Genomic DNA, 23,124 nt, shown 5'->3' on the forward strand with positions numbered 1-23,124 from the left:
CGGGCGCCGCACCCGCAGGCGCACCACCCGTGGTCGCGGCACCGGGCGCAGACCCACCCGCCGACACCGGCCCACCGCTGGAACCCGACCCACCGGGCGCAGAGCCACCGGACGCAGGCCCACCCGGCGCAGACCCACCCGGCGCAGACCCGCCAGCCACGGCACCGCCAACCGGCACCCCGCCCGCGATCACACCGCCGGCAACCGACGCACCACCGGCAGGCCCGCCAACGTGCGCACCACCAGGAGCGGGCCCACCGGCGGCAACGCCACCAGGCGCCGAACCACCGGGCACCGAACCACCAGGGCTGGCACCGCCGGGAACCGCACCACCCGGAACAGGCCCGCCAGGCGTAGACCCACCGGGAACCGCGCCACCCTGACCAGGCAGGCCGCCACCAGGAACCGCGCCACCCGACGTCCCGACACCAGGCGTCCCACTACCCGGCAACCCACCGCCGGGCACCGAACCACCGGGCACCGAACCACCGGGCGTGGACCCACCGAAAGCCGAACCACCCGGCACACCACCGGCAGCGGCGCCACCCGGCATGGACCCGCCAGGCGCGACTCCACCGGGCATCGCACCGCCGGGCGCGGAACCGCCGGGCAGCGGACCGCCGCCCAGAGGACCGCCCGGCATTCCGCCAAGGGGCACGCCGCCACCAGGCATCGGCCCACCCGGCCGAACCCCAGGAGCACTAGGCCCACCCTGAGGCGTCCCACCGGGAGCAGAGCTCAACCCGTTGGGCGAAGAAGACCCACCCGTCCCCGGCGTGAACGACGACCCGCCGGGCACCGGCCCACCGGACGGCACCCCGCTGGGCGGCATCCCACCGGGGAACCCACCGGAAGTCCGAGCAGCCGACCCACCGGGCGCGGACTGCGGAGCCGGAGCACTCGCCGGGGCGGGACCGGCAGGCGCTCCACCGGGAGCCGAGCCGAGCCGGCTGCCGATCGAAGGCCCGGTCCCACCACCGGCGGGAGACGTCGGCACCGAAGCGCCACCACGTCCCCCGGTGTTGCCGCCAAAAGAAGAAGGAGCCGGTCCACCCGACGACGACCCACCGGGCGACGAGTCCCCGCCGATCGTCGGCGGCGCGCTCACCGAAGGACCGGGAGCAGGCGGCGCGGCCACGGACGACGTCGACGTCGCCCCGGCGGGCCGGTTCAGGCCGTCACGGTTCACCGACGGCCCGGACTGGCCACCCGGCGCACCGCCCGGCGCGCCCGGAACACCACCCGGCACACCACCGGGAACACCGCCCGGCGGAGGCCCCACGTTCGGCGGCCCGCCGTCCGGCCCGCCCACGTTCACCCGCGGCGGCTCGACGGTCAGCCCGTCCTTCGCACCGCCGATCCCGCCCGACACGGCGCCGGCCGACGCGCCCATCAGCACGTCCCGCGCGGAGATGTCCTGACCCATCGCGGCCGCCGTGCCGACCGTCGACACCGCGCCCTCGACCGCGCCGCGCGTGGCGCCGACGGCGGCCTGCCCGGCCAGCCCGCCACCCTCGAACTTCAGCCCGCCGGACACACCGCCGACCACGCCGGACACCGCGCCCGAGACGGCCGCCTCGGTGGTCTTGCCCCAGTCCCAGGACGTCCGGTCGCCGCGCGCCACCTGCACCGCCTGGATGGCCGCGTCGATGCCGACGGAGATCGCGACCTCCCTGAGGATCGCGATGATCAGCTGCCGGAACGTGAACTGCACGATCAGCCGCGTGGCCTGCTGCGCGATCGGGATGCCCGCGGTCGACGCGCCGAACGTGCCGAACGCCGCGGCGATCAGCGCGGCGATCTCGATCGCCAGCACGATCAGCGACGCGATGATCGACAGCTTGGTGTACTCCACCTCCAGCGCGGTGTTGTCGCAGCTCTCGGCCAACTGCTCGCAGATCTTCTGCAACTTGGGCAGGTACGAGTCGTCACCCGCGGCGAACTTCGCCCAGTACTCCTGGAACCTCTCGGCCGCCTCGCCGGTCTGGCTCGCGGTCACGGTGGACGCCGCGCCGTTGCCCTCGTCGATGACGGACTTCACGCCCTCGGCGGCGGTGCGGTAGGCGTCGGCCATCCGCCGTAACGCCGTTTCGTCGCCCTCCGGCCAGCTCTGCCCGACCACGATCGGGAAGAGCCACGTGACCTCGCCCGGGATCTCGATACCCACCGCAGTGCCCCTCAGTAAGTCCGGGAGATCCCGGTCGCGTTGCCCTGGTCGGAACCCTCGTACGCGTCGGCGGTCTGGTCCACGCCGGTCCGGATGTCGCCGAGGGCCTGCGCGAGGTTCGTGAAGGCTTCCAACGTCGCCTGGGAGTTCGGCACGTACTGCTTGGCGAACGCCTGCCCGGACTCGTCACCGCCCCAGCACTGCCCCTCGGCCTGCAACGCCGAGTTCAACGCCTGGAACACGCCGTCCAGCGAGTCACCCGCCGCGCCGAACTGCCCTGCGCCGCGGCGCAGGCCGGAAACACTGACGTCGAAGCCGGTCACCAGCCACTCCTGTCCATGATGCTGTCGCCGTCGTCATCGTCGGGACGTGGCGCGGGCCGGCGCGGCGGCGTCGACGTCTGCGGCACGACGGGCGGCTTGGGGATGAGGTCGGCCAGGGACGGCACGCCGGGCAGCATCTCCGACAGGTCGATGCTCGCGCCCTGCTGCGCGGGCGCCAGCACCTCGTTCAGCTCGGTCCGCGCCTTGGCGACGGCCTGCTGCACGGTCTCGGTGGCGATCCGGGCCAGCTTGTCGGGGGTGGTGCGCTCGAAGGCGTTGGCGGAGAACTCCAGTGACGTGAGCGCGCCGGCGGAGTCGACGGTGGCGCGGACGGAGCCGTCCTTGGACACCGCCGTCGCCGTGATCGCCATGGCCTTGGCCTGCGTCTCGCGCAGTTCGGCGGTCTTCTTCTGCAGCTCGGTCAGGAGGGAGTCGACCTGCTCGCGCATGGCCGCGTTCCGCGCCTCCAGCTCGGCCCGTCGTCCGGTCGGATCGGTCACAGCTGTCCCCTCGTGTGCGCGTCCAGAAGTGCTGACGCTAACGGAGCCGCCAGGGTTCCCACGGATATTCGGCGTCGGATTGTCGGGGGTGGCGGGCAGAGTGGCACCGTGCTCCGCCCGTACCGGCAACTCGCCGCGATCCCCCACCTGCCGTGGCTGCTGCTGTGGTCCCTGGTCGGCCGCATCCACCTGCCCGCGACGCCGTTGGCGGTGTCGTTCCTGATCGCCGGCTGGACCGGCTCGTACGCGGTGGCGGGGGTGGTCGGCGGCGCGTTGACGTTGGGCATGGGCGTGGCGGGGCCGCTGCGCGGGCGTGCGGCGGACCGGAGCCCGGCCGGGCGGTTGCTGCTGGTCACGGCGTCGGGTTACGGCGTGGGCATCGCGGTGCTGGGCGTGCTGCCCGCGGTGACGCCGAGCGGGACGTGGCCGGTGGCCGTGGCGGTGGCGTTCCTGACGGGCCTGTCCACACCGCCCGTGACGGCGATGAGCCGGGCGAGTTTCCCCAGGCTGGCGACGGGTCCGGCGCAGTCGGCCGTGTTCACCGTCGAGGCGTCCATGCAGGAGGTCATGTACATCGTCGGCCCGGCGCTGGCCGCGACCGTCGTGGCGGTGTGGAACGCGCAGGTCGCGCTGTGGATGTGCGGCGTGCTGGCGGTGCTCGGCGCGCTCGGGTTCGGTGGCGCGCTGCGCCGGGCGGGGCTGGACCGGCCGGTGTCGGACCAGGCGCGGCACGGCGGGCGGACGTTGCTGCGCGACGGTTCGCTGGTGCTCGGGCTGCTGACGGCGTTGTGCCTGGTGGCGTCGCTGGTGTCGATCGACATGGTGATCATCGCGTGGGCGCGTGACCTGGGTTCGCCCGCGGTCGCCGGGGTGCTGACGGCGGTGTGGGGCGTCGGGTCGACGGTCGGCGGGCTGATCGCGGGCGGGCTCACCGGGCAGCCGCGGTTCACCCGGCGGATGCTCTTGATGGCGCTGGGCGTGGCGCCGCTGGTGCTGGTGCTGCCGCCGGTGCTGGAACCGTCGTCGGTGTGGCTGGTCGGGTTGGTGCTGGGGGTGGGCGGGATGGCGATCGCGCCGGCCATCGCGGCCAACAACCAGCGGATCAGCGGGCTCGCGCCGGACGACCGCAAGGCGGAGGCGTTCGGCTGGATGGGCACGTTCACCACGGCGGGTTCGGCGTTGGCGTTGCCGCTGGCCGGGTCGTTGCTGGACCACTTCGGGCCGGCCGCCGCGGCGGGTGCCAGCACGGCGGCGGCACTGTTCGGCGTGCTGCTGGCGAGCCGGGTGCGCGATCGGAAGGCCGTCCGGGTTGGGTGACCGGATGCGGCTCGTGGCTGCGCTCGTCGCGTTCGTCGGCGGGGCGTTCCTGGCGGTCCAGGGGCGGTTGAACGGCGAGCTGGGGCACGCGTTCGGTGACGGGTTCCTGGCCGCGCTGGTGTCGTTCGGCGGCGGGATGGCGCTGCTGGCGCTGGGCGTGCCGACGACGGCCGCCGGTCGCGCCGGGCTGGCGCTGCTGCGGTCGGCACTGCGCGCCGGGCGCATCCGCTGGTGGCAGTGCGTCGGCGGGGCGAGCGGGGCGTTCTTCGTGGCCACGCAGGGGTTGACGATCACGGCGCTCGGCGTGGCCGTGTTCACCGTGGCGGTCGTCGGCGCGCAGGCCGTGAGCAGCTTGGCGGTGGACCGGGCGGGGGTCGGGCCGGCCGGTCGGGTGCCGTTGACCGGGCCGCGGGTGGCGGGCGCGGCGTTGGCCGTGGTGGCGGTCGCCGTGGCGGTGTCGGACGAGGTGGGCGACCCGTCCGCGTTGTGGCTCGCGCTGCTGCCCGCCGTGGCCGGGATCGGGTTGGGCTGGCAGCAGGCCGTGAACGGGCTGGTCCGGGAGGCGGCGCAGAGCACCCGCGTGACCACGTTGGTCAACTTCGGCGTCGGGACGGTCGTGCTGCTCGTCGTGTGCGCGGTGGACGTGGCGCTGCGCGGGCTGCCGTCCACCGCGCCGAGCGAGCCGTGGCTCTACGCGGGCGGGGCGCTGGGCGTCGTGACCATCGGCACGGCGGTGCTGGCGGTGAGGCGGCTGGGCGTGCTGCTGGTGGGGCTGTGCCAGGTGGCCGGGCAGCTCGTCGGCGCCCTCGCGGTGGACGTGATCGCTCCCGCCGCCGGTGAGCGTCTGTCGCCGGCGACCGTCGTCGGCACGGCGTTGACGCTGCTCGCGGTGGTGGTCGCGGCCCGGCCCCGGCGACGTTGACTGCGGGGCCCGACGCCGGTGATGAGAGGATGAGGCACGTGACTGCGACGATCCTCAACGGCAGGGCCACCCGGGACGCGATCTTCGAAGACCTGCGCGCGCGCGTCGCCGCGCTGGGCGAGCGGGGGGTGACCCCGGGCCTGGCCACCGTGCTGGTCGGTGACGACCCCGGGTCGCACTCGTACGTGCGCGGCAAGCACCTGGCGTGCGCCAAGGTCGGCATCACCTCGATCCGGCGCGACCTGCCCGCGGACATCACGCAGGAGCAGCTCGAAGAGGTCATCGACGAGCTGAACGCCGACCCGGCGTGCACCGCGTACATCGTGCAGCTGCCGCTGCCCAAGCACCTCGACCCGAACCCGATCCTGGAGCGGATCGACCCGCGCAAGGACGGCGACGGCCTGCACCCCGTCAACCTGGGCAAGCTCGTGCTCGGCGGCGAGGGCCCGCTGCCCGCCACGCCGCGCGGCGTGGTGGAGCTGCTGCGCCGCTACGACGTGCCGCTGGCCGGCGCGAACGTGACCGTGGTCGGTCGCGGCGTGACGGTCGGCCGGCCGATCGGGCTGCTGCTGACCCGGCGCACCGAGAACGCCACCGTGACGTTGTGCCACACCGGCACCAAGGACCTGGCTGCCGAGGTGCGGCGGGCGGACATCGTGATCGCGGGCGCGGGCAGCCCCGGCCTGATCACGGCGGACATGGTGAAGCCCGGTGCGGCCGTGGTCGACGTCGGCATCACCCGGACCGAGGCCGGACTGGTGGGCGACGTTCACCCGTCCGTGGCCGAGGTGGCGGGGTTCCTGGCCCCGATCCCGGGTGGCGCGGGTCCGATGACCATTGCGATGCTGCTGACCAACACGGTCGAGGCGGCCGAGCGCACTCTCGCGACGGCCTGAGGCGGAAGCGGTGGAGTTGTTGCCGGAGCAGCGCTGGCGGTCCGCGGCGGGGCGGCACCTGCCGTTCGCGCTGGTGCTGGGTGTCGTCGTGCTGGGCCTCCTGCGGATCGTGCAGTACCACTGGCGTCAGGGCGCGGTGCTGATCGGCGCCGCGCTGCTGATCGCGGCGCTGCTCCGGGTGCTCGTGACCGACGAGCAGGCGGGGCTGATCGCGATCCGGAGCCGGAGCGTCGACGCGCTGCTGTACAGCGGGTTGGGCTTCTCGGTGATCGTGGTGGCGATGACCATCATCGGCGGCCCGCTGGACCGCTGACCCGCCACTTCGCCCGGACGTTCGCCGACCCACACCAGCGCCTCGGCCCGACCGCCGCCTCGCCTCGCCGCGCCGGGCGTCCCGTCCCGACCACCCCTTCATCGCGCCGGGCGTCCCGTCCCGACCGCCGCCTCACCGCGCCCGGCATCCCGTCGCCGACCACCGCCTCGTCGCCGACCCGCGCCCGGTCACGACTTCACGCCCCGGCGGGGCTCAGGTGCGGTCGACCAGCGCCTTGATCACATGCGTCATCTCCTCCTCCGGGAGCACACCGGGCAGGGTCAGGTGCTCGGTCATCAGCCCGCTCATCGCCAGGTAGAGCGACACCACCGTGGTCCGGTCGCCGGGTAGACCCGCGTCCAGGTGGAAGCGGACGTTCTCCTCCAGGTTCTCGCTGATCGTCTTGGTCAGCGCGGCCCGCAGCTCCGGCCGCCGGGTCGCCTCCAGCCGCAGCTCCAGCAGCGCCAGGTAGCCCGTCCGGTCGGTCTGGAGCCGTTCCAGCAGCTCGTGCAGCAGCCGTTCGACCAGGGTCTTGTCCTTCGGCGCGGCCATCGTCTCCGCCAGCCGCCGCGCGTCGGGCGTGAGCCGGACGTGCACGTGCTCCCCGACCTGTCGCAGCAGGTCGTCGCGGTTGGCGAAGTAGTTCGACGAGGTGCCGTTGGGCACGCCCGCCTCCTGGTCGACGGCGCGGAACGTCAACCCCCGCGCACCCTCGCGCGCCAGCACCTCGATCGCCGCGTTGACCAGCGCCGTACGCCTGGTCGGGTTACTCGTCATAGATCCTCCTTGACAACCACTACGACCATAGTACTACAGTCGGAGTGGTCCAACCAAGAGAGGAACCCCTCCCATGCGAACCCTGACCTACTTCGTCGCCACCTCGCTCGACGGCTTCATCGCCGACCCGAAGGGCGGCTTCGGCGACTTCCTGTTCGAGGGCGACCACATGACCGCCCTCATCGAGGAGTACCCCGACACCCTGCCCGTCCAGATGCGCGAGGCCATGGGCATCGACGCACCGAACCGCACCTTCGACACGATCTTCATGGGCAGGGCGACCTATCAAGTCCCGGGCGGCCGGCCGAGCCCGTACCCACATCTACGCCAATTCGTCGCGTCGAGCCGCCTCAGCACCACCCCCGACGACGTGGAGGTCGTCGCCGATCCGCTGGCGAAGGTGCGCGAGCTGAAAGCGGAGTCCGGCCTGGGTATCTGGCTGTGCGGAGGCGGCAGGCTGGCCGCCGCCCTGCTCCCCGAGATCGACGAACTGGTCCTGAAAATCCACCCGATCGTGCTCGGCAAGGGCATCCCCTTGTTCGCCGGCGACTTCCCGACCGCCCGGTTCGCCAAGGCGTCGACCCGAACCTTCGACACTGGCGTCGTCTTCACCACCTACGCCAAGGCGGACACCGCCTGACCTCCGCAGCCAATCACGCCCAAATCGCTCACCGCCGGCGCCACCGCGACAACCCAACCCAGCCACCACTGGTGTGCCGGACCTCCGCCCTACCCGCGTCTTCGCCTGCCTCACGAAGACAGGGCGCGCCCCGCCAACGCCGGAACGCACACCTCCGCCCCACCACGGACCTCCGGCGCGTCCCACTACCCACTCCGCCACAACGTCCCAACGCCCGCCCACCCGCGTCTTCGCCACCCCCACGACGACGCGGCACGCGCGACCGACTCACCGGAAATCCCGGGACCGGGAAGGTATGCGCAGGTCCAAGTGCTGCAACCGCTCCGCACGAATGCTGATCACCCCTTCCGCCGACTCGACCACGCCCCGCACGAGCAGCGCAGGGCTCGACCGGGCAACCCGGCGGTAGCGTGCCCACAGGCCGGTCGTGCAGACGACGTTGACCATGCCGGTCTCGTCCTCGATGTTGAGGAACGTGACGCCGCCGGCGGTGGCGGGGCGTTGGCGGTGGGTGACGGCGCCGCCGATCAGCACCTTGGTGCCGTTGGGCACCTTGGCCAGGTCAGCGGTCGCCAGGGCGCCGAGGCTGGTCAGGCGCTCGCGCACGAACTCGGTCGGGAAGCTGTCCGGCGACAGGCCCATCGCCCAGACGTCGGCGACGGCGAGTTCGACCTCGTCCATCCCGGGCAGGGCGGGGGCGTCGGTGCCGACCACGGTGCCGGGCAGGCGGTCGGGGCGGATCTTCGCCACGGCTCCCGCCGACCACAGCGCGGCACGCCGGTCGATGCCGAAGCAGCCGAACGCGCCCGCGGTGGCCATGGCTTCGACCTGCGGGGTGGTCAGGCGGACCCGGGCGCCGAAGTCGGCCATGTCGCGGAACGGGCCCGATCCCGATTCCCGTCGCTCCACCACGGTTTCGGCGACCTTCTGACCGATGGTCCGAATACCGCCGAGACCGATGCGCACGGCCTGCTCGCCGTCAACCAGTTCGAGGGTGGCGTGCGCGAGGCTGGCGTTCACATCAGGTCCGAGCACGCGCACGCCGTGGCGGCGGGCGTCGGCGACGAGTGATTGAGGGGAGTAGAAGCCCATGGGCTGAGCACGCAGCAGGGCCGCGCAGAACGCGGCCGGGTGGTAGAGCTTGAACCAGGCGCTGACGAACACGAGGTGCGCGAAGCTGAGCGCGTGGCTCTCCGGGAAGCCGAAATTGGCGAACGCCAACAACTTCGCGTAGATCCGCTCGGCCAGTTCCTGCCCGACGCCGTTGGCCTTGGCACCCTCGTAGAAGCGTTCCCGGAGGCGTTCCATGCGGTGCGTCGAGCGTTTGGCGCCCATGGCTCGGCGCAGTTCGTCGGCCTCGGCGGGGCTGAAGTCGGCCACGTCGACGGCGATCTGCATGAGCTGTTCCTGGAACAGCGGCACGCCGAGGGTCTTCTTCAACGCGCCCGCCAGCAACGGGTGGTCGAAGTCCCACTTCTCCCGGCCGTTGCGGCGACGGATGTAGGGGTGCACCGAACCGCCCTGGATCGGGCCGGGGCGGATCAGTGCCACCTCGACCACCAGGTCGTAGAACGTCCGCGGTTTGAGGCGGGGCAGGGTGGCCATCTGGGCGCGGCTCTCCACCTGGAACACCCCGACGGAGTCGGCGCGCTGCAACATCTCGTAGACGCGCTGGTCCTCCAGGTCGAGGTCGCCGATGTCGACGTCGACGCCCTCGTGCTCGCGCACCAGGTCGATGGCGTAGTGCAGAGCGGAGAGCATGCCCAGGCCCAGCAGGTCGAACTTCACCAACCCGATGGAGGCGCAATCGTCCTTGTCCCACTGCAACACCGTGCGGTCGGTCATCCGGCCCTTCTCCACCGGGCACACCTCGCTGACCGGCCGGTCGCAGATGACCATGCCGCCGGAGTGGATGCCCAGGTGGCGCGGGAAGTTCTCCAGCTCGGCGGCCAGCTCCAACACCGGACGCGGTATGCCCGGTTCGTCCACTGTGGACCTCAGTGGACCCCAGCGGTCGATCTGCTTGCTCCACGCGTCCTGCTGGCCGACGGAGTAGCCGAGCGCCCGCGCCACGTCCCGGACCGCCGACCGGCCGCGGTAGGTGATGACGTTGGCCACCTGCGCGGCGTGCCGTCGCCCGTACTTGCCGTAGACGTACTGGATGACCTCCTCGCGGCGGTCGGACTCGATGTCGAGGTCGATATCGGGAGGACCGTCGCGGGCCGGGGCCAGGAACCGTTCGAAGAGGAGGTCGAAGCGGACCGCGTCGACGTTCGTGATGCCCAGCGCGTAGCAGACCGCGGAGTTCGCGGCCGAGCCGCGACCCTGGCAGAGGATGTCGTTGCGTCGGCAGAAGTCCACGATGTCGTGCACCACGAGGAAGTAGCCGGGGAAGTTCAGCTCCTCGATGATCTTCAGCTCGTGCTCGATCTGCCGGTACGCCCTGGGGTTCTCGCCGATCGAGCGGTAGCGACGGGCCGCGCCCGCGTAGGTCAGCTCGCGGAGATGGCTGTTCTCGTCCTTCCCCGGTGGCACGGGGAACGGCGGGAGTTGCGGTGCGATGAGCTTCAGGTCGAACTGGCACTGCATGCCGAGCACGGCCGCGCGGTGCACGACGCCGGGGAACCGGGCGAAGCGGCGAGCCATCTCGTCACCCGACCGCAGGCACGCGGTGCGGCCGGGCGGCAACCAACCGGTCATCTCGTCCAGGCTGCGGCGCGCCCGCACCGCCGCCATCGCCGCGGCCAACCGGCCGCGCGCGGGCACGGCATAGTGCACGGCGTTGGTCGCCACGGTCGGCAACCGCAGGTCGTGCGCCATCGCCCACAGCAGGTCGTTGCGCGGGCCGTCCTCGGGGTAGCCGTGGTCGGTCAGCTCCACGAACACCCGGTCCGGGCCGTACAGGTCGACCAGCCTGCGCAGCTGGGCGAACGCCGCCTCCGGACCCTCGCGCGCCAACGCCCGGCGCACCGCGCCCTTGCGGCAGCCGGTGAGCACGACGCAGTCGTCCCGCGTGTCCGCGACGACCTCGTCCAGGTGGTAGACCGGCCGTCCCTTCTCGCTGCCGTCCGCGAGCTGACCGGTGGTGACCGTGCGACACAGCGCGTGGTAGCCGTCGCGGTTGGTGGCCAGGAGGAGCAGGTGCTCGCCTTCCGGGTCGGGCACGCCGTTCTGCGGCGCCGACAGGCCGAGGCTCAGCTCGGTGCCGAACACCGTGCGCACGCCGAGTTCCTTGGCGGCCTCGGCGAACCGCACCACGCCGTACATGCCGTCGTGGTCGGTCAACGCCACGCCGTCCAGCCCGAGCTGCTGCGCCGTCTCCACCAGCTCTTCCGGGTGGCTCGCGCCGTCGAGGAAGCTGAAGTTGGAGTGGCAGTGCAACTCGACGTACGGGACGCGGGAGCGGGTCGCACCCAACTCGTCGACCTTGACCGCGAAGTCGGTCGGCGCCTCGTAGCGGTCGCGGTGACGCGTCCACGCCGGGCTGTCGCCGCCGTCAGGCGTTTGAGGCTTCCCGGAGAGCGCGCGTTCCAGATCCGACCAGCGGACAGGAGGGTTGTTCCAGCCCATCAGATCAAGTCATCCCCCGCACGGCGCGGCAACGGGATCAACACCGACGACACCGCCGCCCCGAACACCACCCCAGCCCCGGACACCGCCTCGGACACCGCCCCGGCCCCGGACACCGCCTCGGCCCTGGGCACCGCCTCCGACGAGATCGCCGGAAGCGAACCGCCCGGGAGGGCCGGCGAACCCGACTGAGCCGCCGAGTGCGGCGGGAGCGAACCCGGCGGGGTCGCCGGCGCCTGCCAGGGCTGCGAGGTCGGTCGTGTGATCGAGGGTGGCGTCCAGCCGAAGCTCGCCGGGTAGGCCGGTTCGCCGCCGCCGCCGCGTTGTCCGGGCACCTCGCGGCGGGCGGACCAGTCATCCGCTCCACCGTCCACCTGCCTGTCCGCGCGATCGCGAGCCTGGCCGGCCGCCTGGCTGTGAGGCCGGCCGTCCACCCGGTCGTTCAACCAGGCGTCGAACCAGCCAGCCAAGCCGCTGTCGTCACGTCCACCGCGGTCGTCGCGTTCGGAGAAGTCACCGCTCATCAGTCGTACACCCCTTCCACCGACCATTTCCCGCCCGCGCGGATCAGCAGGAAGGCCAGTTCCCCACCGTCCGGCGCGGTACCCAGCACTTGCAGCCGTGCCCCGCGCATCGCGGCGTCCTTGTCCCACCAGCGTTCGTCCACCGGCCACGGCCCCGACCACGCCACGACCCGCCGGGCCTGGCCGCCGTGCACGATCCGGTGCGGCGGGACGACCAGCTCGGCGTAGCCGGTGACCACGACGTCCGCGCCGGACTCGTCCAACAGCGCCACCGGCTCGGGCTCCGCGAACACCGTCGCCGGCGACGGCGCGGGCAGCTGCCCCGGCCACGGCTGGTCCGGGTCGGCCGCCGGGGTGCGTTCGTCGCCCCACGGCACCAGCCGCACCCGTTCGACGGGGCCACGACCACCGCCGAGCACGGGCGTGAGCACGGCGTCCGGTCCGAGCAGACCTTGGACGTGCACCATCGCGCGCGCCGCGCGTTCGGCGGCCTCGCCCTGGTCCTGTCCGGCCCCCGGCCACAGGCCGAGTTGCAGCGCGGTGGCGTCGACCACTTCTTCCGGGTCGAGCTGGAGCACGTGGATGCCGGAGGTGAGGCGGGCGCGGGTGAGCCAGCCGTCGAGCTGCCAGCGGACCCGGTCCGCGATGCCCTGCGGGGTGAGCGGGTCGGCGCAGCGCCACACCCGGCGCAGTTCCTCGCCGTTCTCGGTGGTGGCCCGGATGCCGAGGCGCGTGCACGCGAGGCCGCGATCGGCGAGGCCGGTGTGCAGGCGTTCGGCGAGGCCCTTGGCCGCGAAGGCCGCCGAGTCCACCCGGTCGACCGGCGGGTCGAAGTGCTGGGTCACCGACAACTCGGGCGGTGGCTTGCGACGTGAACGTGGCCGTTCCTCCAGCCCGGCGGCCAGCCGGTGCGCCAGCACGGCCTGGCGGCCGAAGCGGGTGGCGACGTCCCGTTCGGGGACGGCGGCGAACGCGCCGAGGGTGCGCAGGCCGAGACGGCGCAGCAGGTCGACCAGTTCCGCCCGTTCGGCACGGCCCTCGGCGGGCTGGTCCAGCACGTGGATGCCCAGCGGTGCGAGGAATTCTCGCGTCTTGCCGGGCGGCACGATCAGCCCGCGGTGCGCCGCGAGGGTCGCCGCGAACAGCCCGTCGGCGAAACCGATCTGCGCCTCGACCTCGGCACGCACCGCCACGTGGTCGACCAGGCGCTCGGCGGCCTGCTCGGCGGACCCGTAGTAGCCGACCGGACCTCGCGCCGCGACGACCACCAGTCCCGGCCGGACCACCTCGATGCCCGGCGCCAACTCCTCCACCGCCGCCGCGACCGGCTCGAAGAAGCGGGCGTCACGCACCTCGTCGTAGTCGAAGACGACCAGCTCGGGGCACTGCCCCTGCGCCGCCCGCCGACGCATCCCCCGCCGCACCCCTTCGGCCCGCGCGACCGCCGAACAGGCCACGACCTCACCCGACCTGACGACCGCGGCAGGCACGTGCGGCTGCAACGCGGCCTCCGCGGAAGCCGCCACCACCGGCCAGTCAGGACACCAAACGGCAAGCGTGTACCGAGACCCCACCGCTCACACCACCTCAACCGGGAGCGAAGCCGCCGCCACGCCCACTCCCGCGCCGGCACCCATATCCGCGCCCACACCAGCACCCGCGCCCGGAACCGACACCGACACCGACACCGGCCCAAAAACCAGGTTCAGCGCGGATGCAGAGGCCAGGTCCGGGACCGGAGCTGCTTCCGAGGCCCAAGTCGGAGCCCAGTCCGCTGCCACAGCCCCCGCCGCAGGTTGGGCCAGGGTCAGAACCGGAGGCCGGCGCGAGGGCGGGGTTAGGGCTGAAGCCGGAGCCGAAGCCAACACCGCAGCCAGATTCGAAGCCGGGGCCAGGGCCAGAGCCGAAGCCGGGGCCAGAGCCGGCACCGGCACCGGGACCAGAGCCGGGGCCAGGGCCAGGGCCGAGGCCTGGGCCTGGGCCAGCGCCGGGACCAGAGCCGAGGGCGGGGCCTGGGCCGGGACCAGAGCCGAGGGCGGGGCCTGGGCCGTGGCTGAAGCCGAAGGCGGGGGTTCGGCCCGCGCCGGGGCCGGGGCTGCAGCCGGAGGCAGGGCCGAGGGCGGGGCAGGCGGCCGGGGCGGGGGTTCGGCCCGCGCCGGAGGCCGCGCTGCGGTTGCCGGTGGGGTTGGAGGGAGGACTGGGGTTAGGGCTGGTCGGGTTGGGGGTGTTGGCGGTTCGCCGGTGTGGATTGCGGTGAGGCCGCCGCCGTCAGGGGTTGCGGTCGGAGTGGTGCCGGGTGGTGTGGACGGTGCGCTGGTGGGCGTCGGGATCGGCGCGCTGCGGCGCGGTGGGGTTGGGCCGTTCGGGGTGGGTAGGGACAGGGTGGCTTTCCTTGGCCTTGCGGCGGCGCCGCGGCCGGTTGCCTGGACTGCCACGGTCCGGGCGGAGAGGACGCCGTGGCCCGCGTGCAGACCTGTCCAGTGGCCTGAGGTGGCCGTCAGCTCCACGTCGGCGCCCGGCCAGGAGACGGCGAACGGCAGCAGGACGGCTTTGCGGTTGCGGGCTCGGGCGGAGAGCTTGCGCGAGGTCGCCTCGGTGACCGGAGTGGCCACCACTACCAGGTCGAAGCCGTCGAGCAGCGCCGCCACGGTCTTCTCGACCTCGCTCTGGCCCCTCCCAGGACGAGGGACCAGAGCGAGCCGATGGACGGCCACCCCAAGTTCGGCCGCCGCGAGTGCCCCACACCGCGGCAGACCGACAACGGCCGCCCAGCACCCTTCCGCTGTCGCCTCAGCCACCAGCGCGAGCAGCAACGATGTCGAACCACGCACCGACACCGTGCTGCCCCGCCGCAGGCCGCCCCACGGGAGGAGCTCCGCCAGTTCCCCGCGAACCGGCAGAGTCCGGGCAAGTGCCGTGGTCAGCTCGCCCGCCGCGCCTACCCCGAGCGCGGTCAGCGTCGCCGTTGCCGACCTGGACACCCACCCTCCTCACCACTGATCCGCGCGCACCCCTGTGCGCGGATCGCCGTGGGAAGTCGGCGACCTGTCTGTCGAACATCGAACATCTGTTCGAACGACGCTGTGATCTTATCCCGAGGGAGCCACCCGGTGTCAATGCCGGACACGTCCCCGATCGAGTGGCTTCCGGATCAGGGCAGGCACGCTGCCCCCGACACACCGGCAACCACGGGGAACCGTGAACACACCTCAGAACCGGCCCCAGCAGCACCAACAGCCACCGCACCAGCAGCCACCGCACCAGCAGGCGCATCGGCCCAGCGGCTTCGGCCACAGCGGACAGCCCGCCTCCGCGCCACTCGGTTACCCACCGCAGGCGCCAGTCCAACCAGGATCGTGGGCAGGAGCGGCGGGGACGGGCCGGCCTGGGCCCGCGGCTCAGGGACACGTGGCGCAAGGGCACGGGACGCAGGGGCTCGGGTCGCCCGCGTACGGGGCGCCCGGGCACCAGCCCAAGAAGAGCCGCAACGGGGTGGTCACCGGCATCGTGGTCGCCGTCGTCGTCCTAGCAACTACAACGACGCGGTCGGGTTCGCCAAGGGCCTGCAGACCAAGCGGTGGACGGCCTCGGCGACGAGGCGCTGATCATCATCGAGCCGACGCCACGCGACACGCTCGACGTGAAGGTGGTCGTGCGCAAGGACGACGTGGTCTGGAACATCACGTACTCGGGCCGAGAGAAGGGCGTCCTGGGCGATTCACCGATGCCGCCGGCCGACGCGGAGGCAGTGGTCCGCAGGACGGCCGAGGAACTGGTCGCGAAGGAGCAGTGAGCCGGGAGGGGGCTCCTCATCCCGCGCACGAACGCGCACGAACGCGCATGAACGCGCATGAACGCGCATGAACGCGGACGAGGAGCCCTCCCCGAGCACTCAGTGCGCGAAGTGGCGCGTCCCGGTCAGGTACACGGTCGCGCCGGCCGCCTCGGCCGCCGCGATCACCTCGGCGTCACGCACGGACCCGCCGGGCTGCACGACGGCACGCACACCGGCCTCCAGCAGCACCTCCAGCCCGTCCGGGAACGGGAAGAACGCGTCCGACGCCGCCACCGAACCCCGCGCCCGCTCACCCGCACGGGCGACCGCCAGCCGTGCCGCGTCGACCCGGTTGACCTGACCCATGCCCGCACCGACGGTCGCGCCGCCGGACGCCAGCAGGATCGCGTTCGACTTCACCGCGCGGCACGCCCGCCACACGAACGCCAGGTCGGCCAGGCCTTCCTCGTCCAACGGCGTGCCGCACGCCAACGTCCACTTGGTCGGGTCGTCGCCCTCGGCCTCGATCGTGTCCACGGTCTGCAGCAGCAGCCCGCCGGACACCGCGCGCATCTCCGCCCCGCCCCGCGTCGGCTCCGGCGCGACCAGGATGCGGATGTTCTTCTTGCGCGTCAGCACGTCCACCGCGCCGTCGGCGTAGGACGGCGCGATGACGACCTCGGTGAAGATCTCCGCGACCTGCTCCGCCATCTCGACGGTGACCTCGCGGTTCGCCGCGATCACGCCGCCGAACGCGCTCACCGGGTCGCACGCGTGCGCGTTGCGGTGCGCCTCGGCGATCGCACCGGGACCGTCCACACGGGACACCGCGATGCCGCACGGGTTGGCGTGCTTGATGATCGCCACGCACGGCAGCTCGTGGTCCCACGCCGCGCGCCACGCCGCGTCCGCGTCGACGAAGTTGTTGTAGGACATCTCCTTGCCGTGCAGCTGCTCCGCCGTCGCCAGCCCGGAACGCCCGTCACCCCGCGTGTACAGCGCCGCCCGCTGGTGCGGGTTCTCGCCGTACCGCAGCACCTGCTTGCGGTCCCACGTCGCGCCGACCCAGCCGGGGAAGCCGGAGCCCTCGTCGTCCGGCGCGACCGCGCTGCCCAGCCACGACGCCACGGCCACGTCGTAGGACGCGGTGTGCCGGAACGCGTCCACGGCCAGCCGCTGCCGGTCCGCCAGGGTGAACCCGCCGGCGTCGACCTGCTCCAACACCCACGAGTACCGCGACGGGTCCACGACGACGGCGACGCTGGCGTGGTTCTTCGCCGACGCCCGCACCATCGCCGGCCCGCCGATGTCGATCTGCTCGACGCACTCGTCGGCCGACGCGCCCGAGGCCACCGTCTGGGTGAACGGGTACAGGTTCACCACGAGCAGGTCGAACGGCTCGATGCCCAGCTCGCGCAGCGTCTCCACGTGCGCGTCGCGCCGGGTGTCGGCGAGCAGGCCCGCGTGGACGCCGGGGTGCAGCGTCTTCACGCGGCCGTCCAGCACCTCCGGGAACCCGGTGACCTGCTCGACCGGGGTGACCGGCACGCCCGCGTCGGCCAGCGTGCGCGCCGTGCCGCCGGTGGAGACGATCTCGACCCCGGCCGCGTGCAGGCCGTTGGCCAGTTCCAGCAGCCCCGACTTGTCGGACACCCCGATCAGGGCCCGACGAACCGGTCGCCTCTCGGCAGGAGTGGTCACGGGATGCTCACCTTTCGTCCGTTCACGGTGCAGCCCTCGCGGGCCAGGCGGGCGACCACGTCGACCAGCAGCCGCCGCTCCACCACCTTGATGCGCTCGTGCAGGCTTTCGACGTCGTCGTCATCGGCGACGACGACCGCCTCCTGGGCCAGGATCGGCCCGGTGTCCACACCACCGTCCACGAGGTGCACGGTCGCGCCGGTCACCTTCACGCCGTAGTCGACGGCGTCGCGGACGCCGTGCGCGCCGGGGAAGGCGGGCAGCAGCGCGGGGTGGGTGTTGACCATCCGACCGCCGAAGCGGGCCAGGAAGGCGGGTCCGAGGATCTTCATGAACCCGGCGGAGACGACCAGGTCGGGCCGGTGCGCCTCGACGGCGTCGGCCAGGGCGGTGTCCCACGCGGCGCGGTCGGCGTGGTCGCGCAGCTTGACCGCGAAGCCGGGGACGCCGGCGCGCTCGGCGCGGCTCAGGCCCTCGATGCCGTCGCGGTCCGCGCCGACGGCGACCACCTCGACCGGGTATCCGGGGTCGGCCGCCGCGTCCAGCAGCGCCTGGAGCAGGGTGCCGGAACCGGAGACGAGGACGACGACCCTGGCGGGGACGGGAAGCCGGAGTGTGGTCGCGGCGCTCAGCGTGCTCTCCTTGCTGGGGACTGTCACAGCAGCTCAGGCGCAGCCTATGCGTTGCCTACCGGGGCTTGTCGGCCAGGTCCGGGTCATCCGGGTCAGCCGCGCCGGAGGAGTCCGCCGAGCCGTCGACGTCATCGCCGTCGACACCGTCGCCGTCGACGGGTTCGTCGGCGTCGGCCACCTCGTCCTCGAACTCCTCGAGGTCGTCGTACTCGTCGAGGTCGTGGTCGTACTCCTCGCCGTCGTCCTCGTCTTCCTCTTCTTCCTGGGCCTCGTCTTCCTCTTCTTCCTGGGCCTCGTCTTCCAGCTCTTCCGCTTCGTCGTCGTACTCGAGTTCGTCCTCGTACTCGTCGTAGTCGTCGTCCTCGGTGAAGTCCTCCGCGGAGCCAGCCGAGTCAGCCGAGTCGGCCGAGTCCGCCAAGTCCGCGGACTCCTCGACGTCCTCAACGTCGGCGACCGCCGGCACCTCCGGCTCCACCACGCGAGGCGGCCGGGCGCCCGCGAACCAGGCCACGATGCCACCCGGCACGGTGAGCCAGCCCACGGTCAGCACGGCCAGCAGCCCGGCCGGGATCGTCACCGGGTTGAACACCCCGTTGCCCAGCGCGCCACCGGAGATCGCGGCCAGCACCAGCACGCCCACGCCCGCCGTGACGGCCGCGACGAGCACCGCGCGCAGCCGCGACCGGGGCGTCTCGGCGGCGTCGCGCAGCGACCACCCGACCAGCACGCCGACCGCACCGGGCAGCACCAGCACCAGCGGCAGGTAGCCCAACTGCTCCTCGGGCAACGCGGCCAGCAGCGGCACGGCGGGCACGGGACCGCCGGCGAACTCCAGCGGTCCGACGACCACCGAGCCGATCGAGAACCCCGAGCCGACGACGTACGACAGCGCGCCGACGACCGCGTTCGGCAGGTACGCGAGGCACAGCAGCCAGATGCCGAGTCCGGTGCCGATGGTGCCGCCGGTCTGGTCGAACAGCACGGCGGTGGTGGACCAGGAGAACACCAGGCCCAGCGCCAGCACCGACGCGCCCGCGGCGGCCAGCGCGAACAACGCCGACGCGCCCGCCCGCAGCCCGCGCCGCGCCACCGGGTCGATCCGCTCGAACACGACCTCCACCAGGCCGCACCGCTGCGCCACGCCGGCGACCGCCGCCACCCCGGACACCGCCGCGCAGCCGAAGAACGCCACCGCGGGCGTCCCGCGCACCGGGCCGTCCTCGCCCATCAGGAACGCGATCACGCCACCGACCACGGCGTGCGTGCCCGCGATGCCGAACACCACCGACCGTGCCTGCAACGGCTCGAACAGCCCCAACCGGTCGGCCGCGCTCGCCGCCGCCCGGTACACCAGCAGCATCACCAGCGCCGTCGGCAGCAACGGCAGCAGGCCGAGCTGCCCGCCGTCGAAGCGCAGCGGCACGTGGTGCGCGACGAGCCAGCCCGGCGCGGCGGCGGTGAGCACGCCCGTGGTGGAGAACGACGCGTGCGCGGCGGTCGAGGAGACCAGCGCGAGGAGCGCGGCGACGGCGGCGTAGCCGACGACCACCGACCCGACGGCGGTCATCGTGAGCACCCGCAGCCGTTCGGCGCGGGAGAACTCGGGCGGCCGGACGGAGTCCGTCACGACGCCGTGCGAAGTCGTTTGCTGCACCGACATCCTCCCACTGTCTCAGTCGCGATGGGCCGTTCGGGCGCGGCACGCCGGACACGAGAAGAGGGGTGGCACCGGATCACCGGTGCCACCCCTCTCACGGCGTGACTTCAGCCCTGCTGGGGACCGCCGAACCCGCCGGGCGGGGTGCCCTGGCCGGGCTGCTGGCCCGGCTGCGGCGCGGGCTGGCCGAACTGGCCCGGCTGCGGCATGTACGACGTCGGCTGCGGCTGGCCCGGCTGCTGGCCCTGCTGCGGCGCGACCGGCTGGCCGAACTGGCCGGACGGCGGGCCGAACTGCTGCGGCTGCTGGCCCGGCTGCGGGAACCCACCGGACTGCGGGTTCCAGCCGCCCGGCTGGCCGTAGACGTTCGCGGCCTTCGGCTGGAGCTTCACGATCCCGGTCTCCAGCAGCAGGCTCATCACGACGGCCGCCGCGAGCAGCAGCGAGACGATCAGCAGCACGATCTGCATGCCCTGGACGTCGCCCTCGGTGGTGATCAGGCCCTGGAGCAGCCCCAGCGTGGGGATCAGCGCGAAGGGGACCGCCGCGTACAGCAGGCCCTTGGGCGCCTTCGGCAGCACCGACAGGCCGGCCAGGATGCCCGCCGCGTACAGGTACTCCGACGACGGCACGTCGTCGGCGAACGCGAGCAGGTAGGCGATCAGCGCCAGGCCTGCCGCGACCAGCGGCAGGATGAGGTTCAGGTTCACGCCCACCGCCGGCTGCGCCGGACCCGGCTGCTGCTGAGGGGCGCCGTACGGCTGGGACATGGTGCGGTCTCCTCCATCTGCGGACATCTGCGGTACTGACGCGGTACTGACTTCGGGTCGACAGAACGCTAGCCGATGCACACTCTCCGACGACGACCGGACTCCCGTGGTTCCCCCGGATGTGCGCGCCGAACCGTGGGACGAGCCGAGGGCCACCCCCGCGCGGGAGGTGGCCCTCAGTCTGTGGCACGAACGGGCGAATGTCAGCCGATCGACTGCATGATCTCCCGCATGAGCACGGCGGTCTCGCTCGGCGTCTTGCCGACCTTGACGCCGGCGGCCTCCAGGGCCTCCTTCTTCGCCTGCGCGGTGCCGGCCGAACCGGACACGATCGCGCCCGCGTGGCCCATCGTCTTGCCCTCGGGCGCGGTGAAGCCCGCCACGTAGCCGACGACCGGCTTGGTGACGTTCTCCTTGATGTAGGCCGCGGCCCGCTCCTCGGCGTCGCCGCCGATCTCGCCGATCATCACGATCGCCGCGGTGTCCGGGTCGGCCTCGAAGGCCGCCAGCGCGTCGATGTGGGTGGTGCCGATGATCGGGTCGCCGCCGATGCCGATGGCGGTGGAGAAGCCGAAGTCGCGCAGCTCGTACATCATCTGGTAGGTCAGCGTGCCGGACTTCGACACCAGGCCGATCTTGCCCGGGCCGGAGATGTTGGCCGGGATGATGCCCGCGTTGGACTGCCCGGGGCTGATGAGGCCGGGGCAGTTCGGGCCGATGATCCGGGTCTTGTTGCCGGTCGCGACGGCGTGCGCCCAGAACGCGGCGGTGTCGTGCACCGGGATGCCCTCGGTGATCACGACGGCCAGGCCGATGCCCGCGTCGATCGCCTCGATCACGGCCGCCTTGGCGAACGCCGGCGGCACGAAGATCACGGTCACGTCGGCGCCGGTGGCGCTCATGGCCTCGGCCACGGACCCGAACACGGGCAGCACGTTGCCGTCGAAGTCGACCTTCTCGCCGGCCTTGCGCGGGTTCACGCCGCCGACGATGTTCGTGCCGGACGCCAGCATCCGCTTGGTGTGCTTGGTGCCCTCGGCGCCGGTCATGCCCTGGACGATGACCTTGCTGTCCTTGGTGATGAAGATAGCCATCGTCAGACCCCCGCAGCCGCGAGCTCGGCGGCCTTGTCGGCCGCGTTGTCCATAGTGTCCACCACGGTGACCAGCGGGTGGTTGGCCTCCGCGAGGATGCGGCGGCCCTCCTCCACGTTGTTGCCGTCGAGGCGGACCACGAGCGGCTTGGTGGCCTCGTCGCCCAGGATGCCCAGCGCCGCCACGATGCCGTTGGCGACCGCGTCGCACGCGGTGATGCCGCCGAAGACGTTCACGAAGACGGAACGCACGTCGGGGTCGTGGAGGATGATCTCCAGGCCGTTGGCCATGACCTCGGCCGACGCGCCGCCGCCGATGTCGAGGAAGTTCGCGGGCTTGACGCCCTTGTGCTTCTCACCCGCGTACGCCACGACGTCCAGCGTGGACATCACGAGGCCGGCGCCGTTGCCGATGATGCCGACCTGGCCGTCGAGCTTGACGTAGTTGAGGCCCTTCTCCTTGGCCTTGGCCTCCAGCGGGTCCTCGGCCTGCTTGTCCACGAGCGCCTCGTGGGCGGGGTGGCGGAAGGACGCGTTCTCGTCCAGCGTGACCTTGCCGTCGAGGGCGACGATCTTGCCCTCGGGGTCGCGGACCAGCGGGTTGACCTCGACCAGCGTGGCGTCCTCGGAGACGAACGTCTCCCAGAGCTTCACGATGACGTCGGCGACCTGGTCGGCCACCTCGGCCGGGAACTTGGCCGCGGCGACGATCTCGTCGGCCTTCGCGCGGTCGACGCCGGTGATCGCGTCCACGGGCACCTTGGCCAGGGCCTCGGGCTTGGTCGCGGCGACCTCTTCGATGTCCATGCCGCCCTCGACCGACGCCATCGCGAGGAACGTGCGGTTCGCGCGGTCGAGGAGGAACGAGAAGTAGTACTCCTCGGCGATGTCGGACGCGGGGGTCACCAGCACGCGGTGGACGATGTGACCCTTGATGTCCAGCCCGAGGATCGCCTCGGCCTTGACCTCGGTCTCGTCCGGCGTCTCGGCGAGCTTGACGCCACCCGCCTTGCCCCGGCCGCCGGTCTTGACCTGGGCCTTGACCACGACGGTCTGGCCGAAGCGCTCGGCGATGGCCTTGGCCTCGGCGGGGGTGGTCGCCACGTCGCCCGGAAGTACCGGGACGTCGTGGGCGGCGAAGAGGTCCTTCGCCTGGTACTCGTACAGGTCCACTCGGGTCTCCTGCGACGTCGGTGTCGGACACCGCGTCCTCGGTGCGGTCCTCTGGGGTCCGGCGCTCCAGGCTGGGGCCTGGTGCCAACACGTACCAGGCATCACCTGGAACGCCGGCACAGCCGTGGGGGGACCGGCGACGCGGCTGCGGAAGACACTATCGACCAGCCCGGACTCCACCGCATCCCACGCCCGTGAAGTCCGTCATAGACGTGGTGAGGTCGATCACCACCCCGTGGCGGGCCGGTGATGGGATGACCGATTCAGCGGGCCGTGCGCAGCGCGGCGGCGATGAGGAACGCTCCGGTCGCGGAGGCGGCGAGCCAGAGCGCGGGCCCCGGCGCGGCCTCGGCGGCGCGGGCGGCGGTGAGCGG

General features: G+C 72.6%; 19 protein-coding genes. 6 read left to right on the forward strand and 13 right to left on the reverse strand.

Going from position 1 to position 23,124, the window contains the following annotated elements; all coding sequences use genetic code 11:
- The 3 genes from ACFQ3T_RS20215 to ACFQ3T_RS20225 all read right to left on the reverse strand — a co-directional run.
- Positions 1-2,167 (reverse strand): WXG100 family type VII secretion target (locus tag ACFQ3T_RS20215; protein WP_380724871.1); only part of this gene is annotated, 2,167 nt, incomplete at its 3' end.
- 11 nt (positions 2,168-2,178) lie between these two features.
- On the reverse strand, positions 2,179-2,490 hold the full coding sequence (locus ACFQ3T_RS20220; protein ID WP_380724872.1) for a WXG100 family type VII secretion target: 312 nt from the start codon (positions 2,488-2,490) through the stop codon (positions 2,179-2,181).
- The gene (locus ACFQ3T_RS20225) at positions 2,487-2,990 is read right to left on the reverse strand and encodes a YbaB/EbfC family nucleoid-associated protein (RefSeq protein ID WP_380724873.1); all 504 of its coding nucleotides are present in this window, start codon (positions 2,988-2,990) and stop codon (positions 2,487-2,489) included. Before ACFQ3T_RS20225 ends, ACFQ3T_RS20220 begins: the two co-directional genes overlap by 4 nt.
- 108 nt (positions 2,991-3,098) lie before the next feature.
- On the opposite strand from ACFQ3T_RS20225, the gene ACFQ3T_RS20230 reads away from it, so the two are divergent.
- Genes ACFQ3T_RS20230 through ACFQ3T_RS20245 form a run of 4 tightly spaced genes read left to right on the forward strand, consistent with a single transcriptional unit; the run spans position 3,099 to position 6,438 of the window.
- Positions 3,099-4,307 (forward strand): MFS transporter, encoded by a 1,209-nt coding sequence (locus tag ACFQ3T_RS20230; RefSeq protein WP_380724875.1) that lies wholly within the window; start codon positions 3,099-3,101, stop codon positions 4,305-4,307.
- A gap of 4 nt (positions 4,308-4,311) precedes the next feature.
- The gene (locus ACFQ3T_RS20235) at positions 4,312-5,229 is read left to right on the forward strand and encodes a DMT family transporter (protein WP_380724876.1); all 918 of its coding nucleotides are present in this window, start codon (positions 4,312-4,314) and stop codon (positions 5,227-5,229) included.
- A gap of 38 nt (positions 5,230-5,267) precedes the next feature.
- Positions 5,268-6,125: a bifunctional methylenetetrahydrofolate dehydrogenase/methenyltetrahydrofolate cyclohydrolase gene (locus ACFQ3T_RS20240; RefSeq protein WP_380724877.1), complete on the forward strand. Its 858-nt coding sequence runs from the start codon at positions 5,268-5,270 to the stop codon at positions 6,123-6,125.
- Between the two features lie 19 nt (positions 6,126-6,144).
- Positions 6,145-6,438 (forward strand): DUF3017 domain-containing protein, encoded by a 294-nt coding sequence (locus ACFQ3T_RS20245; RefSeq protein WP_380724889.1) that lies wholly within the window; start codon positions 6,145-6,147, stop codon positions 6,436-6,438.
- A 213-nt stretch (positions 6,439-6,651) separates the two neighbouring features.
- Here ACFQ3T_RS20245 and ACFQ3T_RS20250 read toward each other — a convergent pair whose 3' ends face one another.
- Positions 6,652-7,215, reverse strand: a complete 564-nt coding sequence (locus ACFQ3T_RS20250; protein ID WP_380724878.1) for a TetR/AcrR family transcriptional regulator — start codon at positions 7,213-7,215, stop codon at positions 6,652-6,654.
- A 73-nt stretch (positions 7,216-7,288) separates the two neighbouring features.
- On the opposite strand from ACFQ3T_RS20250, the gene ACFQ3T_RS20255 reads away from it, so the two are divergent.
- On the forward strand, positions 7,289-7,855 hold the full coding sequence (locus ACFQ3T_RS20255; RefSeq protein ID WP_380724879.1) for a dihydrofolate reductase family protein: 567 nt from the start codon (positions 7,289-7,291) through the stop codon (positions 7,853-7,855).
- A gap of 267 nt (positions 7,856-8,122) precedes the next feature.
- Here the strand turns inward: ACFQ3T_RS20255 and ACFQ3T_RS20260 are convergent, their stop codons facing one another.
- The 3 genes from ACFQ3T_RS20260 to ACFQ3T_RS20270 are packed head-to-tail and all read right to left on the reverse strand — an operon-like array spanning position 8,123 to position 13,475.
- The gene (locus tag ACFQ3T_RS20260) at positions 8,123-11,425 is read right to left on the reverse strand and encodes an error-prone DNA polymerase (protein ID WP_380724880.1); all 3,303 of its coding nucleotides are present in this window, start codon (positions 11,423-11,425) and stop codon (positions 8,123-8,125) included.
- On the reverse strand, positions 11,425-11,949 hold the full coding sequence (locus ACFQ3T_RS20265; RefSeq protein ID WP_380724881.1) for a hypothetical protein: 525 nt from the start codon (positions 11,947-11,949) through the stop codon (positions 11,425-11,427). The genes ACFQ3T_RS20260 and ACFQ3T_RS20265 overlap by 1 nt, the downstream gene beginning before the upstream one ends.
- The gene (locus ACFQ3T_RS20270; protein WP_380724882.1) at positions 11,949-13,475 is read right to left on the reverse strand and encodes a DNA polymerase Y family protein; all 1,527 of its coding nucleotides are present in this window, start codon (positions 13,473-13,475) and stop codon (positions 11,949-11,951) included. Before ACFQ3T_RS20270 ends, ACFQ3T_RS20265 begins: the two co-directional genes overlap by 1 nt.
- A gap of 2,051 nt (positions 13,476-15,526) precedes the next feature.
- Between ACFQ3T_RS20270 and ACFQ3T_RS20275 the strand changes: the two genes are divergently transcribed.
- Positions 15,527-15,742: a hypothetical protein gene (locus ACFQ3T_RS20275; protein ID WP_380724883.1), complete on the forward strand. Its 216-nt coding sequence runs from the start codon at positions 15,527-15,529 to the stop codon at positions 15,740-15,742.
- Between the two features lie 99 nt (positions 15,743-15,841).
- Here the strand turns inward: ACFQ3T_RS20275 and purH are convergent, their stop codons facing one another.
- From purH to sucC, 6 genes are all read right to left on the reverse strand, one after another.
- Positions 15,842-17,425, reverse strand: a complete 1,584-nt coding sequence (gene purH / locus ACFQ3T_RS20280) for a bifunctional phosphoribosylaminoimidazolecarboxamide formyltransferase/IMP cyclohydrolase (protein WP_380724884.1) — start codon at positions 17,423-17,425, stop codon at positions 15,842-15,844.
- A complete protein-coding gene (gene purN / locus ACFQ3T_RS20285) occupies positions 17,422-18,057 on the reverse strand; it encodes a phosphoribosylglycinamide formyltransferase (protein ID WP_106617043.1) in 636 nt (211 codons plus the stop codon). Before purN ends, purH begins: the two co-directional genes overlap by 4 nt.
- Positions 18,058-18,112: 55 nt before the next feature.
- Complete coding sequence (locus ACFQ3T_RS20290; protein WP_380724885.1) at positions 18,113-19,717, reverse strand: cell division protein PerM; 1,605 nt, start codon at positions 19,715-19,717, stop codon at positions 18,113-18,115.
- A gap of 104 nt (positions 19,718-19,821) precedes the next feature.
- Entirely contained in the window at positions 19,822-20,484 is a 663-nt protein-coding gene (locus tag ACFQ3T_RS20295) for a DUF5336 domain-containing protein (RefSeq protein ID WP_380724886.1), read from the reverse strand.
- A gap of 203 nt (positions 20,485-20,687) precedes the next feature.
- Positions 20,688-21,578: a succinate--CoA ligase subunit alpha gene (gene sucD / locus ACFQ3T_RS20300; protein ID WP_380724887.1), complete on the reverse strand. Its 891-nt coding sequence runs from the start codon at positions 21,576-21,578 to the stop codon at positions 20,688-20,690.
- A 2-nt stretch (positions 21,579-21,580) separates the two neighbouring features.
- Positions 21,581-22,750, reverse strand: a complete 1,170-nt coding sequence (sucC, locus tag ACFQ3T_RS20305; RefSeq protein ID WP_380724888.1) for an ADP-forming succinate--CoA ligase subunit beta — start codon at positions 22,748-22,750, stop codon at positions 21,581-21,583.
- Positions 22,751-23,124: the final 374 nt, after the last annotated feature.

The organism is Saccharothrix hoggarensis, from assembly GCF_042678885.1.
GTDB classification, from domain to species: Bacteria; Actinomycetota; Actinomycetes; order Mycobacteriales; family Pseudonocardiaceae; genus Actinosynnema; species Actinosynnema hoggarensis.

What these genes read in the sequence shown, in the direction of transcription:
- sucD (WP_380724887.1), bottom strand. Translation starts at nt 21,578, where the DNA reads ATGGCTATCTTCATCACCAAGGACAGCAAGGTCATCGTCCAGGGCATG.
- ACFQ3T_RS20235 (WP_380724876.1), top strand. Translation starts at nt 4,312, where the DNA reads ATGCGGCTCGTGGCTGCGCTCGTCGCGTTCGTCGGCGGGGCGTTCCTG.
- ACFQ3T_RS20265 (WP_380724881.1), bottom strand. Translation starts at nt 11,949, where the DNA reads ATGAGCGGTGACTTCTCCGAACGCGACGACCGCGGTGGACGTGACGAC.
- ACFQ3T_RS20290 (WP_380724885.1), bottom strand. Translation starts at nt 19,717, where the DNA reads ATGTCGGTGCAGCAAACGACTTCGCACGGCGTCGTGACGGACTCCGTC.
- ACFQ3T_RS20255 (WP_380724879.1), top strand. Translation starts at nt 7,289, where the DNA reads ATGCGAACCCTGACCTACTTCGTCGCCACCTCGCTCGACGGCTTCATC.
- ACFQ3T_RS20260 (WP_380724880.1), bottom strand. Translation starts at nt 11,425, where the DNA reads ATGGGCTGGAACAACCCTCCTGTCCGCTGGTCGGATCTGGAACGCGCG.
- ACFQ3T_RS20250 (WP_380724878.1), bottom strand. Translation starts at nt 7,215, where the DNA reads ATGACGAGTAACCCGACCAGGCGTACGGCGCTGGTCAACGCGGCGATC.
- ACFQ3T_RS20295 (WP_380724886.1), bottom strand. Translation starts at nt 20,484, where the DNA reads ATGTCCCAGCCGTACGGCGCCCCTCAGCAGCAGCCGGGTCCGGCGCAG.